14 protein-coding genes are annotated in these 14,996 nt (G+C 66.0%); all 14 read right to left on the bottom strand.

Annotated elements, in window-relative coordinates:
• Nucleotides 1–9: 9 nt before the first annotated feature.
• The gene (locus tag ACU0B3_RS00070; protein ID WP_446258759.1) at nucleotides 10–1,236 is read right to left on the bottom strand and encodes a mandelate racemase/muconate lactonizing enzyme family protein; all 1,227 of its coding nucleotides are present in this window, start codon (nucleotides 1,234–1,236) and stop codon (nucleotides 10–12) included.
• 68 nt (nucleotides 1,237–1,304) lie between these two features.
• Nucleotides 1,305–2,387: a zinc-binding dehydrogenase gene (locus ACU0B3_RS00065; RefSeq protein ID WP_446258758.1), complete on the bottom strand. Its 1,083-nt coding sequence runs from the start codon at nucleotides 2,385–2,387 to the stop codon at nucleotides 1,305–1,307.
• A gap of 126 nt (nucleotides 2,388–2,513) precedes the next feature.
• Nucleotides 2,514–3,683 carry a TCR/Tet family MFS transporter gene (locus tag ACU0B3_RS00060; RefSeq protein ID WP_446258955.1) on the bottom strand — a complete coding sequence of 390 codons (1,170 nt, stop codon included), beginning with the start codon at nucleotides 3,681–3,683 and terminating at the stop codon, nucleotides 2,514–2,516.
• Between the two features lie 63 nt (nucleotides 3,684–3,746).
• Complete coding sequence (locus tag ACU0B3_RS00055; protein ID WP_446258757.1) at nucleotides 3,747–4,940, bottom strand: endonuclease/exonuclease/phosphatase family protein; 1,194 nt, start codon at nucleotides 4,938–4,940, stop codon at nucleotides 3,747–3,749.
• The gene (locus tag ACU0B3_RS00050; RefSeq protein ID WP_446258756.1) at nucleotides 4,937–5,917 is read right to left on the bottom strand and encodes a threonine ammonia-lyase; all 981 of its coding nucleotides are present in this window, start codon (nucleotides 5,915–5,917) and stop codon (nucleotides 4,937–4,939) included. The genes ACU0B3_RS00055 and ACU0B3_RS00050 overlap by 4 nt, the downstream gene beginning before the upstream one ends.
• Nucleotides 5,914–6,735, bottom strand: coding sequence for an alpha/beta fold hydrolase (locus ACU0B3_RS00045; RefSeq protein ID WP_446258755.1), 822 nt, complete (start codon nucleotides 6,733–6,735; stop codon nucleotides 5,914–5,916). Before ACU0B3_RS00045 ends, ACU0B3_RS00050 begins: the two co-directional genes overlap by 4 nt.
• A complete protein-coding gene (locus ACU0B3_RS00040) occupies nucleotides 6,735–7,412 on the bottom strand; it encodes a haloacid dehalogenase type II (RefSeq protein WP_446258754.1) in 678 nt (225 codons plus the stop codon). Before ACU0B3_RS00040 ends, ACU0B3_RS00045 begins: the two co-directional genes overlap by 1 nt.
• Nucleotides 7,413–7,607: 195 nt before the next feature.
• Nucleotides 7,608–9,320, bottom strand: coding sequence for a methionine--tRNA ligase (gene metG / locus ACU0B3_RS00035; protein ID WP_446258753.1), 1,713 nt, complete (start codon nucleotides 9,318–9,320; stop codon nucleotides 7,608–7,610).
• A 59-nt stretch (nucleotides 9,321–9,379) separates the two neighbouring features.
• On the bottom strand, nucleotides 9,380–10,600 hold the full coding sequence (locus tag ACU0B3_RS00030; RefSeq protein ID WP_446258752.1) for an MFS transporter: 1,221 nt from the start codon (nucleotides 10,598–10,600) through the stop codon (nucleotides 9,380–9,382).
• 61 nt (nucleotides 10,601–10,661) lie between these two features.
• A complete protein-coding gene (hisH, locus tag ACU0B3_RS00025) occupies nucleotides 10,662–11,300 on the bottom strand; it encodes an imidazole glycerol phosphate synthase subunit HisH (protein ID WP_446258751.1) in 639 nt (212 codons plus the stop codon).
• A 3-nt stretch (nucleotides 11,301–11,303) separates the two neighbouring features.
• Nucleotides 11,304–11,891: an imidazoleglycerol-phosphate dehydratase HisB gene (gene hisB, locus ACU0B3_RS00020; protein ID WP_446258750.1), complete on the bottom strand. Its 588-nt coding sequence runs from the start codon at nucleotides 11,889–11,891 to the stop codon at nucleotides 11,304–11,306.
• A 105-nt stretch (nucleotides 11,892–11,996) separates the two neighbouring features.
• Nucleotides 11,997–12,758: an ABC transporter permease gene (locus tag ACU0B3_RS00015; RefSeq protein ID WP_446258749.1), complete on the bottom strand. Its 762-nt coding sequence runs from the start codon at nucleotides 12,756–12,758 to the stop codon at nucleotides 11,997–11,999.
• Nucleotides 12,755–13,555, bottom strand: coding sequence for an ABC transporter ATP-binding protein (locus tag ACU0B3_RS00010; RefSeq protein WP_446258748.1), 801 nt, complete (start codon nucleotides 13,553–13,555; stop codon nucleotides 12,755–12,757). Before ACU0B3_RS00010 ends, ACU0B3_RS00015 begins: the two co-directional genes overlap by 4 nt.
• Nucleotides 13,556–13,670: 115 nt before the next feature.
• The gene (locus ACU0B3_RS00005; RefSeq protein ID WP_446258747.1) at nucleotides 13,671–14,678 is read right to left on the bottom strand and encodes an ABC transporter substrate-binding protein; all 1,008 of its coding nucleotides are present in this window, start codon (nucleotides 14,676–14,678) and stop codon (nucleotides 13,671–13,673) included.
• Nucleotides 14,679–14,996 lie beyond the last annotated feature (318 nt).

The raw sequence follows: 14,996 nt of genomic DNA, 5'->3' as shown, positions 1-14,996 counted from the left end.
GCTTGTGCCTTACGCCTTGACCGGAGCACCCCCGGCAAAGTTGTTCCCATGTACATAATCACAGGGGTCATCCTGCATCTGCAGGTGCAGGCCGTCGCCCGTGTAGGGATGCGCGCGCGCCAAAGCCTCGTCCACCTCAATCCCGAGCCCCGGGGCCTCTCCCAGCGCCACATGCCCGCACTCCACCCGGATGCTGCCCTTGATCAGCGCGTCGTGGAACGGCGTCTCGATCGTCTCAGCGATGAGCGTGTTCGGGCAGGCCGTCGCGAGATGCAGGTTCGCCGCCCATTCGACCGGCCCAGCGTACAAATGCGGCGCCATCTGCGCGTTGTGCACCTCCGCCAGCGCCGCGATCTTCTTGGTCTCCCAAATCCCGCCTGACCGCCCCAGCGCCGGCTGCAGGATCGCCACCCCGGCACGCAAGGCAGCGGCGAACTCGGCCTTGGTCGTCATCCGCTCGCCTGTCGCCACCGGGATGCGCACCGCGTCCACGACCGGGCGGAACTGGTCGATGTGATCGGGCGGGATCGGCTCTTCGTACCAGAGCGGCAGATACGGCTCGAGCGCCTGACCCAGCCGGATCGCGCCCGCCGTGTTGAACTGGCCGTGCGTGCCAAAGAGCAGATCGGCCCGGTCGCCCACCGCCTCTCGGATCGCTCTGCAGAACGCCACCGACAGGGAAATATCCCCCATCGCAGGCTGATGCCCGCCGCGCATCGTATAAGGCCCGGCCGGGTCGAACTTGACAGCGGTGTAGCCCTGCCGAACCATCTCCACCGCACACTCGGCCGCCATCTCCGGCGAGGTCCAAAAGTCCGCCACCCGGTGCTGCTCGAGCGGGTAAAGGTAGGTGTAAAGCCGCACCTGATCCCACATCCGACCGCCGATGAGCGCCCAGACCGGCCGCTCCCGCGCCTTGCCGAGGATGTCCCAACAGGCGATCTCGAGCCCCGAAAACGCGCCCATCACCGTCAGATCCGGCCGCTGGGTGAAGCCGGACGAGTAGACTCGCCGAAAGAGCCGCTCCACGTTTTCGGGGCTCTCCCCCTGGAAATAGCGCGCAAAGACGTCCCGGATCACCGCCTCCATGGCGACCGGCCCGACGCTCGCCGCATAGCACTCGCCCCAGCCCGTGATCCCGCAGGCCGTGGTGACCTTCACCAAAATCCAGTAACGCCCGCCCCAGCCTGGAGCAGGCGGCGCGGTCACGATCACGTCGAGGTCAGCCAGTTTCATCGCAGCGCCCTAAGCTTCATCTTCCAAAATAAACTCCCCCCGGAGGGCCGATCTGCCGCAAGCACCCCTCAAAAGACGATCACATTGCGCCGCGCGCCACCCGCCTTGGTATCGGCAATCGCGTCGTTGATCTCTTCCAAAGCCCAAGTCCGCGAGACGAGCTCGTCGAGCTTGAGCCGGCCTTGCGCGTACATGTCCACCATCCAAGGAATATCGCGCTGGATCACCACGTCGCCCATCTTGGAGCCCGTCATGCCCTGACCCGTCGCGGCGAGGATCACCGGCTCGTAGGTGGAAATGGCGCCCGAATGCGGCATCCCGACCATGATGACCCGGCCCTTGTTCGCCAGATAGCGGGGCGCCTGGTCATAGGCCGGAATGGCGCCCACCGTGACGACGACCACGTCCGCACCGCGGCCCATCGCCTTGATCGCGGCGCGCCAGGGCTTTGCGTCGCTCGCCAGCACGCCATCGGTCGCACCAAACGCCTTGGCGGTCTCCAATTTGTCCTCGGTCATGTCGACGGCCACGATGCGGCGCGCACCGGCGATGCGCGCGCCCTGGATCGCGTTGAGCCCGACGCCGCCCGCGCCGATCACCACCACGTCCTCGCCCGCGCGCAGGCTCGCGGCGTTCACCACAGCGCCGACGCCCGTGATTACGCCGCACGCAAGAAGGGAGGCCGCCGGCATGTCAATGCCCTCGGGCAGGCGCACCACCTGGCTCTGCTCCACGACGACCTTCTCGGCAAAGGCGCCGCAGTTCATCGCCTGGACGATGGTCTCACCGCCCTCGGTGCGTAGCGGGGTGGAGGCCGGGTCCGCAGGCGTCTCGCACCCCACCGGGCGCCCCGACGCGCAGGACGGGCAAGCTCCGCAGGCACGGATCAGCGTGACGACAACCGGATCCCCAACCGACAGCCCGCGCACGCCCGCGCCGACGGCCGTGATGCGCCCTGCCGCCTCGTGGCCGTAGACCGCAGGCAAGTCGCCGCCCCAGCCGCCCTCGGCATAGGTGATGTCCGAATGGCAGATCGCCACCGCTTCCAGCGCCACCTCGACCTCGACGCCTGTGGGTGCGCGCAGGTGGACTGTTTCAATCGACAGCGGCGCGCCGAAGGCGCGGCACACGGCAGCTTTGATCGGGGTCATCGGTGGGGCCTTTGCAAGAAACGTCCCGCCACCGTGCGGGCGAGAACGCGACAGGCGCGCGTCCGTTTGCGACCTTTTGCCGGGAAAGTCAGGCACATACCAAGGCGACGGCCCGGTGCCGCAACGTCACTCGGGCGCGCTTTGCCACGACCAGAACACCCAGAGCGCCGCCGCTGCCAAAGCCGCAGCCAGAAAGAAGGGCGCGCCGGGCAGGTACACCGCGCTGTCGCCTGTGAAAGCAAAGAACGCAGTGGTCATCATCATCGGCGACAGGATCGCCGCCATCGCCCCGGCGGAGGTCAGCACACCCTGCAGCTCGCCCTGCGCCTCCGGCCCCACCTGCTTGGAGAGGATGCCCTGAAGCGCCGGCACAACCACGGCGGCGAGCGAGGTGATCGGCACCAGGATCAGCGCCCAGGTGCCCGACGAGATGAACCCGATCACCGCAAAGGCGGCGACGTCGAAGATGAGCCCGCCGGTGACGGTTTTCTTCTCCCCGAACCGCTTGATGACCGGTCCGATCAGCAGACCCTGCACCAGCCCGAAGGAGATGCCGAAGAGCGCCAGCGATAGCCCGATCGTGCCCGGCTCCCAGCCATAACGCTCGAGCGCGTAGTAGGACCAGACCGCCGGATAGACGACAAAGGCGAGCTGGAAAAAGAAGAAAACGACCAGGAGGCGGCCCGCGCCCGGCAGGGCCGACACCGACTTGGCCGCGCCGAACGGGTTGGCCCGGCGCCAGTTGAACGGGCGGCGTTTCTCCGCCGGCAGCGTCTCGCGCAGCACCATGTACCCCAGCGCCAGGTTCAGCGCCGCAAGTGCCGCGGCGGCATAGAACGGCGCGCGGGTGCCGAACTCTCCCAGAAAGCCGCCCATGAGCGGACCGAGCACGAAGCCCGCGCCAAAGCCTGCGCCGATGAGGCCGAAATTCTTGGCCTTGTCCTCGGGGGCGGAGATGTCGGCCATGCAGGCGGATGCCGTCGCCTGGGTCGCTGCCGTGATCCCGCCGATCACTCGGCCAAGCAGCAAGAGCCAGATCGTGCCAGCAATCGCCATCAAGAGGTAGTCGAGCACCATGAACACCAGCGACGTCATCAGCACGACGCGGCGCCCATAGCGATCGCTCAGCGAGCCCAGCACCGGGCCAAAGAGAAACTGCATCACCGCAAAGACGGTCGACATGACCCCGCCCCAAAGCGCCGCCGTGCCAAGGTCTGCGCCCCTCACCTCGCGGATGAGGTCAGGCATCACGGGGATGATCAAACCGATGCCCATGGCGTCGATCATCACCGTCATCAGCAAAAAGACCTTCGTCGCTTTGACGTCGGTGGTTGTGATGTCAGCCGCCCTGCTCACGCGTCAGTCCCCCAGCGTCAGATGCGCCATGATCTGACCGTGGTCCGAGGCGAGCTTGTTGTAGGGCGCTTCGGGATGCGCGCCGTCGGTCAGGTGGTCGTTGAGCACGCTGAAATAGTCCATCTGTCCAATGCTGTGCGCGCTGCGCGGCAGGAAGTGCCGCGACAGGTAAATCTGGTCGATGCTCTCGTAGACCCCGCCAAATGCGGTGGTAAAGACCATGTCCCGCGCCGATTTCTGGACAAAGAGGTGCTCGGCCGAGTGCAGCCGCACCGCCTCGATCGCCTCGGTGATCGCTTCGTTCTCGGCCTCCGAATACCGATCCCCGCCGTGCTCGGCATCGTGGCGCAGCATCCAGGCGTAGTTCTTGAACGGCACCTCGCCCGAGATGATCTCGGACGAGACCGCGTGCTCCCCGTCGTTGAAATCACCCAGCGCAATCACCGGGCGGCCTTTGCCAAGCTCTGTCACGATTTCGCGCCGCAGCACCCACGCCTCGGCCATGCGCCGCAGCGCCGCCCTGAGCGCGCCCGCCGCGCGTCCCACCGGGTCATACCGCGTTAGGTCCGCCTCGGGCGCAAAGTCTGCCCCCTCAGGGCGCGGATACTCGCCCAGCTTGGACTTGAGATGGCAGTTAAAGACCGTGACGACATGCGCGCCCGCGCGCACCCGCGCCTTGAGGATCGGGCGCGACAGGCGCTTCAGGGTGAACCCGCCACCATCCTCCGCACCACCCAAAGCGGAAAAGGGGATCGTGAGCGGCGCTTCGAGCTCTTGAATGATCTCAGGCGGCTCCGCGAACCCGTGCCGCGCGAGGATCGCCACCCCCGGCCGCCGCTGCCCCGGCGCGCCGTCGTTCACGTTCGGCGCAAAGGCGAGCGCGGCATCGCCGTACCCCGTGTAGGCCAGCCTGCGAAAAATCGCCTTGCGCCGGTAGCGTTTCGAGGCGTCCGGCACGTTCTGCGCATTGGCCTCCGCCCCTTCGGCATCGGCCATGGCGATCACGTCGCGCAGCGCGCTTTCCTCGAAAATCTCTTGGAATCCAACAACATCCGCGTCGAGAGTCAGCACCTGATCGGCGAGCCAGGCCGCCTTCCACGCGTATTCCTCGGGCGTGTAACTCTGAAAACGGTAGTATTCCTGATCCGGCCCGATCAGGTTCTTGACGTTGAAACTGGCGATGGTGAACGCGCTCATGGCTGGCCTTTGCTGACGAGCGCGCGGGCGAACATGTGCGGGTCCACGTTGCCGCCCGAGATGGTGCAGATGACCGTGTCGCTCTCCAGTTGGTCGCCGCCAAAGAGCGCCACCGCCGCTGCCGCCGCACCGCCGGGTTCGGCCACCAGCTTGAGCCGTTCAAAGATGTGGAACATCGCCGCGAGTGCCTGCCCTTCGGTGATCGTCAGCCCCGGCCCGCAAAGCCGGTGCAGGATCGGAAAGGTGATGTCGCCCGGCGCCGGCGTGATGATCGCGTCGCAGATGTTGCCGCTGGTCGCCGCGTTGCTCTGGATCGCGCCCGTCTCGAGCGAGCGTTTCACGTCGTCGAATCCCTCCGGCTCCGCCGGGCGCACGCGCATCCCGGGCGCTTCGGCCTCGAGCGCAAGCGCGATGCCCGCCGTGAACCCGCCCCCGCCGCAGCAGACGAGCACCTCCGCCTCCAACACGCCGTGCTCGGCGGCTTGCGCGGCGATCTCCAGCCCACAGGTCCCTTGCCCCGCGATCACCTGCGGCTCGTTGAAAGGGCGGATGAGCGTCAGCCCGCGCGCTTGCGCCAGGTCTGCGCTGATCGCCTCCCGGTCCTCGCCGGCTGCGCGGTCATAGAGCACCACCTCCGCCCCCAGCGCGCGGGTGTTGGCGATCTTGAGCTGCGGCGCGTCGTCCGGCATCACGATCACCGCCGGCACGCCATGCTCGCGCGCCGCCAGTGCGACGCCCTGCGCGTGGTTGCCCGAGGACGAGGCAATCACCCCGCGCGCCCGCGTCTCATCGTCCAAAGCCGCCACTGCGTTGCGCGCGCCACGATACTTGAAGCTGCCGGTGTGCTGCAGGCACTCGGGCTTGAAAAACACCCGCCGCCCCGCGATCTCGTCCAGAAACGGTGAGCTCAGCAGCGGCGTCTTGCGCGCGTGGCCGTCGAGGCGCTTTTGCGCCGCGCGGATCATCTCGATATTCATGTCATGTCTCCAATCCAGCCGCGCAGCGCGGCGAGGCTTTCCGCCTCGTCCAAAAACGGCACGTGACCGCGGTCCGCGACGTCTGCCGCGTGCATGTCGGGACGGCGCCTCTGCATCTCGGCAAATGTCTCGGCACTCAAAAGGTCACTGTTCGCCCCGCGCAGCGCCGCAACGGGTAGCCCCTCCAGCGCGTCGAAAAAGGGCCAGAGGTCTGGCATCGGTGTCGCGCCTCCGGCCTCGACCGCGTCGCGCAAATGCGGATCATAGGTGATCGTGAGCCCGTTTGGCGTCTCGACGTAGAACTTTTCCACCTCTGCCCGCCACCGCGCAGCCGGGACGTTGGCGAACCCGGGCATGACATGCGGGCGGTGCTCGGCTGCTTCGTCTAGCGTCTTCCAGACCGGCGCCCGGCCAAGGTAACCCATGATGTTGGTCAGCCCTTTCGGGTCCAGCTCCGGCCCGATGTCATTCAACGCAACGCCCAGCAGCCGCGCCTTGACGGTGGCCGCCAGCCCCATGGCGATCAGCCCCCCACGCGAGGTCCCGAGGATCGCAGCCTGTGCGATCCCCAGATGATCGAGCAGCTCCAGCGCGTCCATCCCCTCTCGCTGCAGGGTGTAGTCGCGCCAGTCGCCAAACTCCGAACGCCCCCGTCCGCGGTAATCCATCCGAATGAGCCGCACATCCGTCAGATGCGGTGCAACATAGTCAAAGTCCCGCCCATCCCGCGTCAGCCCCGACAGGCACAGCACCGGCAGTCCTTGGCCTTCATCTTCGTAGTAAATCGACAGCCGGTCCGACGTGGTAAAATGCGCCATCAGATCACCTCCGGGATGCGCGTCAGATCCGTTAGGATGGTCTCAGGCTTGCCCGGCAACCGGTCCACCGGTTCCCCCGCCCGGTTCACCCACACCGTACGGAACCCGTAAGCCGCCGCCGCCGCCGCGTCCCAGCCATTGGACGAGACAAAGAGCACCTCACCGGGTGCGCACCTGAACCGCGCGCCGACCATGTCATAGACCACACTGGCGGGCTTGAAGACGCCCACGTCCTCCACACTCAGCACCGCGTCCAGCACGTCTCCGACCCTCGCCGACTGCACAGCCCCCTCCAGCATCGCGGGCGAGCCATTGGAAAGAATACCCGTCGCCAGCCCACGCGCCTTCAACGCCTGCAACATGCCCGGCACCTCCGGGTAAGCGGACAGCTCCCAGTAAAGCTGCAACAGCCGCGCGCGCAGCTCCGGCTCCGCCAGCCCCGCCGCCTCCAGCGCCCAATCGAGCCCGTCCTGCGTGACCTGCCAGAAATCACAATGCGCGCCTTGGACGGCCCGCAGCCAGGTGTACTGCAGTTGCTTGAGCCGCCAGTCTCTTGCCACCTGCGGCCACGCCTCGGCAAAAGCCTCTCGTCCCGGCTCGCCCGCCGCCTCGCGCGCCGCCGCTGCCACGTCAAAAAGAGTGCCATAGGCGTCAAAGATAGCAGTCGTGATCGGCATCTCAGGTCCCTCGCTACGCGGAGACTGACACGCGACTGCCACCGGGGGAAGGGGCGCTCACCACCATCCTGACGGCTTTTGGTAAATCGGCCCTCCGGGGGGAGTTTTTCTGGGAAGATGAAGAGCTCACGTTCCGCTTCATCTTCCCAAGTAAACTCCCCTCGGGAGGGCGGCATTGAATTTGCTGCAACGTTTTCAGTCGCGCGTGCCCGAGAAACGCTCTTGCCAGTCTTCTCGCGCTTCGTCCGTGATCTTGGCAAAAAGCACGTCCGGTACGGTGAAGCCATGCCCTGCCGGCAGGGCTTGCAGGGCTGCGGCCACATCCGTCGGCCAACTCCAGTCGTCCGAGCCCATCGCCTGCATCATCGTCTCCGCGGCGTCCGGCACGAAGGGCGCCGAGAGGATCGCGTAAAGGCGGATGAGGTTGAGGCCCAGCCGCACTTGCGCAGCGGCCGCCTCTGGATCGGTCTTGAACGTCGACCAGGGCGCGGCGGATTGCAGGTACTCGTTGCCTGCAACCCACATCGCGCGCAGCTCACCGGCCGCCTTGCGCACTTCGATGGCCTCCATATGCGCTTCATAGGCCGCGAGGCGCGCCTGTAAGGTCGCGACGAGCGTCTCCTCTTCGGGGCCAAAGGCGCCGCCTGTCGGGACCTCTTCGCCGAATTTGGAGCGGCAGAACTTGGTGATGCGGCTGACGAAGTTGCCGAGCACATCCGCGAGGTCCTTGTTTACATCCTTTTGGAACGCCTCCCAGGTGAACTCGGCATCCGAGCTTTCCGGCGCGTGGCTCAGGAGCCACCAGCGCCAGTAGTCCGCGGGCAGGATCTCGAGCGCCTGATCCTGGAACACGCCACGGCCTTTCGAGGTCGAGAACTGACCGCCGTCGTAGTTGAGGTAATTGAAGGATTTGATGTAATCGACCAGCTTCCAATCCTCGCCGGAGCCGAGGATCGTCGCTGGAAAACTGAGCGTGTGGAAAGGCACGTTGTCCTTGCCCATGAACTGCGTGTAGCGCACGTCGGACGCGCCTTTGTCCGTGCGCCACCAGCGCTCCCAGTCAGAGCCCTTGCCGGCGTCCTGCCATTCCTCGGCGCAGGCGATGTACTCGATGGGGGCGTCGAACCAGACGTAGAACACCTTGCCCTCCATGCCCGGCCAATCGTCGGACCCGCGCTTGACCGGCACGCCCCAGCTGAGGTCGCGCGTGATGCCGCGGTCTTGCAGGCCGTCGCCGTCGTTCAGCCACTTCTTGGCGATCGACGTGGTTAGAACCGGCCAGTCGCTCTTGCTGTCGATCCAGGCATTCAGCTGGTCGCGCATCTGGGACTGGCGGAGGTAAAGGTGCTTTGTCTCGCGCACCTCCAGATCGGTCGAGCCGGAGATTGCCGAGCGCGGGTTGATCAGGTCGGTCGGGTCGAGCTGCTTGGTGCAGTTCTCGCACTGGTCGCCGCGCGCGTGCTCGTAGCCGCAGTTGGGGCAGGTGCCCTCGATGTACCGGTCCGGCAGGAAGCGTCCGTCGGCGTTCGAATAGACTTGGGCTTCAGAGACTTCCTCGATCAGCCCTGCCTCCGCCAGGCGCCCTGCAAAGTGCTGGGTCAGGCGTCGGTTCTGCTGTGACGAGGACCTCCCAAAGTGGTCGAAGGACAACCGGAAGCCGTCCGCGATCCTGGCCTGGACCTCGTGCATCTCGGCGCAGAACTCGGCCACGGGTTTGCCCGCCTTCGCAGCAGCGAGTTCGGCAGGGGTGCCATGCTCGTCGGTGGCGCAGAGAAAGAGCACTTCGTTCCCACGCGCGCGCTGGTAGCGGGCGTAGAGGTCGGCGGGCAGCTGGCTGCCGACGAGGTTTCCGAGGTGCTTGATCCCGTTGATGTAGGGAATGGCGGAGGTGATCAGGTGGCGGGTCATCGGCGCGTCCGGGTCTAGGGTCCTGCGCGTGATATAGGCTTGGCCCGCCCGGGGCCAGATCACTTATCGCGGCTTTTACCCAGGAGGCGCCCGATCAGGAACGAGGTGCGCGGCGCGTAGACATAGTTGGTGCGGTCCTCGGGCGCGGCGCGCACGCGCATCCGCATCAGGCCGAAAACCACAAGCGCCGCGTGGCCCGCGGAGATCAGCCAGAAGAGCGCGGCCGGCCCGGCTTGCGCCATCAGCCAGGAGGCGGCGAGCGGCGCGGCGATGGCGCCGAGCGCGTACCAGAACATCAACGCCGCCGACAGCTCGACCCGCTGATCGCCGCGCGCAAAATCGTGTGCGTGGGCGGCGGCCACCGAGAAGATCGGCATCGAGGTGAAGCCGAAGAGTGCCGAGAGCGCGAGCACCTGGCCTGCGCCTCCGGGTGGGAGCAGCGCCGTCAGGAGGCTCGAGCCAATCGCGGCCACCGACAGCCAGATCAGCACCCAGCGCCGGTCGTACTTGTCCGCGAGCCAGCCCACCGGGTACTGCGACAGCGCCCCGCCTCCGATGAAGGCAGCAAGAAAGAGCGCGATCTGGCCGGGCGGCAGGCCGACATTCTCGCCATAGACCGGGCCGATCATGCGAAAGGACGCGGTGCCGAGCGCGGCCACCAGCACGGCGGCCACGGCGAGCGGGGACAGACGCAGCGGCAGTCGCGGGTCGAGGCGCGGGTGATCGCCCACAGGCGGCGGCGCGAGGCGCGTGACGGCCATCGGCAGGATCGCGGCGCAACAGATCAGCGCGAGGATATTGTAGGAGACGTAGGCGCCGGGCTCGAGCACGCCGATCATGCCTTGCGCGGCCAGCGATGCGCCGAGGTCGATGAAGCGGTAGGTGCCCATGGCCCGGCCGCGCGTCTCGTTGGTGGCGCGCGCCTGCAGCCACGCCTCGATCACGGTGTAGCTGCCGGCGATGCAGATGCCCGAGGCGACGCGAAAGACGGCCCAGGCCAGCGGCGCATCCGTCAGCGTGTGCGCCAAGAGCCCCATCGCACCGAGCGCGGTAAACGTCGCGTAGGCCCGGGACGGCCCGACGCTGCCCATCAGGCGCGGCGCCCACCAGCAGCCGATGAAGAACCCGATGAAATGCGCGGACCCCAGAAGGCCGATCTGCGGCGTCGTGAACCCCAGCGCCAGCCCCGAGAGCGCGTCGAGTGGGCCGACGCCGCCGGAGGAGAGCTGGAGCAGGATCACCGACAGGTAAAGCGCGGCGAGGGTAAGGATCAGGCGCATGGGTCCAGACTAGGCGGGCGGGCAGGGCGCTTCCGCCTGAAAACCGACAATGGCTGTCCCGTCAGGGCCGCCACGTCAAAAAGTTGCGGATCATGCGCAGGCCCGTGGCCGCGCTTTTCTCCGGGTGAAACTGCGTGCCGACCAGCGTGTCGCGTGCGACGATGGCCGTGATGTCGCCGGCATAATCCACATGCGCGATGCGGTGTGCGGGGTCATCGACCTCGAACTGGAACGAGTGCACGAAATAGGCGTGATCGCCGGTTGCGATCCCGTCGAGAACGGGATGCGAGGCCTCGAGCACCAGATCGTTCCACCCCATATGCGGGACCTTCAGGCTCGTGTTGCTCGGCGTGATCGGCGCCACCGTGCCGCCGATCCAGTCGAATCCGAGCGTCTCACTGTACTCGAGCCCCTTCGTGGCCAGCATCTGCATCCCGATGCAAATGCCGAAGAAGGGGCGGGCGTGGGTGACGAGCGCCTCCTCCATCGCCTCGAAGACGCCGCGGTGGTCAAAGAGCGCCCGTCGGCAGGCGGGGAAGGCGCCGTCACCAGGCAGCACGATCCGGTCGGCTTTAGAGATGACCTCGGGGTCGGAGGTGACGGTGACCTCGCCCGCGTCCGCCTCGGCGGCCATGCGCGCAAACGCCTTGTGAGCGGAGTGCAGGTTGCCGCTGTCGTAGTCGATGATCGCCGTGGTCATTGCCTAAAGCGACCCTTTGGTCGACGGGATGGCATCCGCGCGGCGGGCGTCATTCTCGACGGCTTCACGCAGCGCGCGCGCAACTGCCTTGAACGCTGCCTCGGCGATGTGGTGGCTGTTGATCCCGTGGAGCTGGTCCACGTGCAGCGTGATCCCGCCGTGCGTGGCAAACGCCTGGAAGAACTCGCGCACCAACTCGGTGTCGAATGTCCCGATCTTGGCCGTGGGGAAGTCCACGTTCCACACAAGGAAAGGCCGCCCCGAGAGGTCGAGCGCACAGCGCACCTGCGCGTCGTCCATCGGCAGATGGCAGGAGCCGTAGCGGCGAATGCCCTTCTTGTCGCCAAGCGCCTGTGTGAGCGCCTGGCCGAGCGCGATGCCCACGTCCTCCACCGAGTGGTGGTCGTCGATGTGCAGGTCGCCTTCGCAGCGGATGGTCATGTCGATCAGCGCGTGCCGCGCGAGCTGATCGAGCATGTGATCAAAGAACCCGACGCCCGTCTGGTTGTCGTAGGCTCCGGTCCCGTCGAGGTCGATCTGGACGGAGATGTCGGTCTCGGCGGTCTTGCGTGTGATCTCGGCGCGGCGCATGGCGTGTCCCTCGGGCTTTGCCGCCTTCTAGGCCGTGCGCAGTGCCGAGGGAAGGGGGTGGGCAGATGCCCACCTTACAAGTGTTGCGCTTTGAGCCTGCGGCAGTCAGGTGGGCTGACGCTCCGCCCAGCCGGCAAACACCTTCTCGAGCGCGACCACCACGTAGTAGAGCACGATCCCCATCAGCGCGAGCGCGATCAGGACGGCGAACATCAGCGGGTAGTCGGCAGAGATTTTCCCCGAGTCAAAGAGGTGGCCAAGGCCGCGCCCGTGCGGCTCGACAATCTCCATCAGGTTGGTTCCGATGAAGGCGAGCGTGACCGCGACCTTGAGCGCGCCAAAGAACTCCGGGAGGGTCTTCGGCAGGGCGATTTTCCAGAAGATCGTCATCTTGGAGGCGCCGAGGGCCGCAAGGATGTCGCGGTACTCCGGCTCGAGCGTCGAAAGCCCGATTGAGACGGACACGGCGATGGGAAAGAAAGAAATCAGGAACGCGATCAGGATCGTGTTCATGTCGTGCTGCCCGACGAAGAGGAGCGCGATGATCGGAACCACCGTGGCCTTTGGGATGGCGTTGAATCCCACGAGCAGCGGGTAGAGCGCGTCGCGCATGGTGCGCGAAAAGCCCATGACCATGCCGAGCGCGACGCCGAATATCACCGCAATGATCAGGCCGACGACGGTGCGCCAGAGCGTGTCCCAGCCGTATTCGAGAAAGAGCCAGCGGAACTTCCAGAAGGCGGGCCAGAGGTCCGAGGGCGAGGCCATCTTGTAGTTCGGCCAGCCGTTCACCCAGACGAGGAACTCCCAGAAGAGGCCGAATATCACGAGTGCCGAGAGTGGTACGAGAATGGCGCGAGGGGTCATGCTGCAGTCTCCTCGGCGGGACTGCGCCCTTGGGCGATCTGGATCTGGTGGCGCAGGATGTTGAGCCGTTCGGCCGCTTCGGGCGTGTAGAGATCGTCGAGCACGCGGGGGCCGTTCGACGGGATGTCCATGACGTACTGCGTGCGAGCAGGCCGGCCTGAAAGAACGACTACCTGATCGGCCAGAAAGATCGATTCGCGCAGGTCGTGGGTGATGAGAACGCCAGTGAAGGGCTCTTCCTCCTTGACCTTGTGCATGGTCTGCCAGAGGTCCTCGCGCGTGAAGGCATCGAGCGCGCCAAAGGGTTCATCTAGGATGAGCACCTCGGGCTGATGCACGATGGCCCGGCACAGCGAAGCGCGCTGCCGCATCCCACCCGAGAGCTCCGAAGGGCGCTTGTCCTCGAACCCTTCGAGACCCACCAGCGACAACAGATGCCGCGCGCGGTCCTTCTGCGCTGCCTTCGAGAGCTTGGTCGGCACGATCTCGAGCGGCAAGAGCACGTTCTCAAGCACCGTCCGCCATTCGAGCATCACCGGGTTTTGAAACGCCATGCCAACGGTCGACTTGGGTCCCTTGACCCTCTCGCCATGTAAAAAAACCTCGCCCTCGTCAGGCTTCATCAGCCCTGCCACAAGCCGGGTCAGCGTGGACTTGCCACACCCCGAAGGCCCTACGACGGCGACAAAACCGCCCTCGGGTACCGAGATGTCGAGACCGTCCAGCACGGGCAAAGGGCCGTCCTGGGTCTGGTACGCGTGGCGGACGTTACGGATCTCAATCAGGGCGTCGGTCATGGGGGCGGCCTTGGGGAGCCTCCGGCGGGGATATTTGACGGCCAGAAGAAGGACACGCGGGTCTTTATCTTCTTCTGGCGAGAAATATCCCCGCCGGAGGCATTGGACTTAGAACTTACTTCAACATCCGCGCGTCAGCGGCGGGCAGGTACGCGTCGGTGAAGTAGAGGCTGGCGTCAGGTGCGTTCTGGAACTCGTAGGTTTCGGCGAGTTGCTCCAGTGCCTTTGCCATACGGTCCGCGTCGATCCCGCCCATGCCGTTGGCCATGGCAAAGTCGGTGGCGACGTTTGCGTCAATGGCGAGCTGCAGGCGGCGCTCTTCGAGGGCGGCGTCGGCGGCGGGGTTGCGCTCGATCAGGCTCTCGATGGCGGCGCCGGGCATCGCGATTGCGTCTTTCCAGCCTGCCGCGACTGCGGTCAGGAAGCCGGTCACGATCTCCGGGTTGGCCTCCGCGAAGTCGGTGTTCACGATGATCGCGTTGCCGTAGAGCGAAAGCCCGTTGTCGGCCATCAGGATCGTCGAGATGTCATCCTCCGGCACGCCGAGGCGCACGAGGTTGAGGAAGGACGAGAAGGAGAAGCCGGTCACAGCCGCCACGTTACCTTCGGCCAGCATTGGCTCGCGAGTGGGAAAGCCCACCGGCTCGACGGTGATCGCGTCCACATCGAGGTCGTTGGCCGTGGCAAAGGCCGGGAACTGCGCCCAGGCGCCGTCGGGGGGCGGTGCGCCGAGGACGCGGCCTTCGAGGTCCTTGGGTTCCGAGACGCCAAGCGACTTGCGCCCGATAATGGCGAAGGGCGGCTTGTCGTAGACCATCATCACGGCGGTCACGGGCGCGCCGGGGTTCTGATCGAGGAACTTGATCAACGAGTTGATGTCGGCAAAGCCCATCGGGAAGGCGCCGGTGGCGACCTTCGGGATCGCGTCAAGCGAGCCCTGGCCGGCCGAGATTTCGACCGCGAGGCCGGCATCCGCGAAATGGCCATTGTCGATGGCGGCAAAGTAGGGCGCGGAGGGCCCTTCGAATTTCCAGTCGAGTGCAAAGGGCACATCGGTTTCCGCGGAGGCGGCAGTGGCCATCACGGCAGAGGCGGCGGCAGCCGCGAGCAAACGTTTGAGCATGGTGTTCTCCCTCATAGGCGCCGTGCATCCTGCCTGCCTGCCGGGTGCGGACAATCGCAACCGGCGCGGCGGGCGTGCTCTCCCAAGCGATGCTACGGGCGCTGCCTCAAATCATGCAGACTGCCTTGATAAGAGGCAAGTGGTGATGCGCGCAGCAGCATCGAATTTGCGCTTCGGTGAACCGCCCCGGTTTTGCCGGAGACTGTTGAGTTCGTTTTTCAAGCTACGATTTTATCTGACTGCAAGGCTTGTTCGTATTTCTCCTCTGCTTCGATTGGTGTGATGTAGCCGAGCGGCTCAGGCAGGCGCTCTTTGTTG

It is taken from the genome of Pseudaestuariivita sp. (assembly GCF_052825805.1).
The sequence above is the reverse complement of the archived record's forward strand: the minus strand, read 5'-3'. Positions and strand labels throughout refer to the sequence as shown.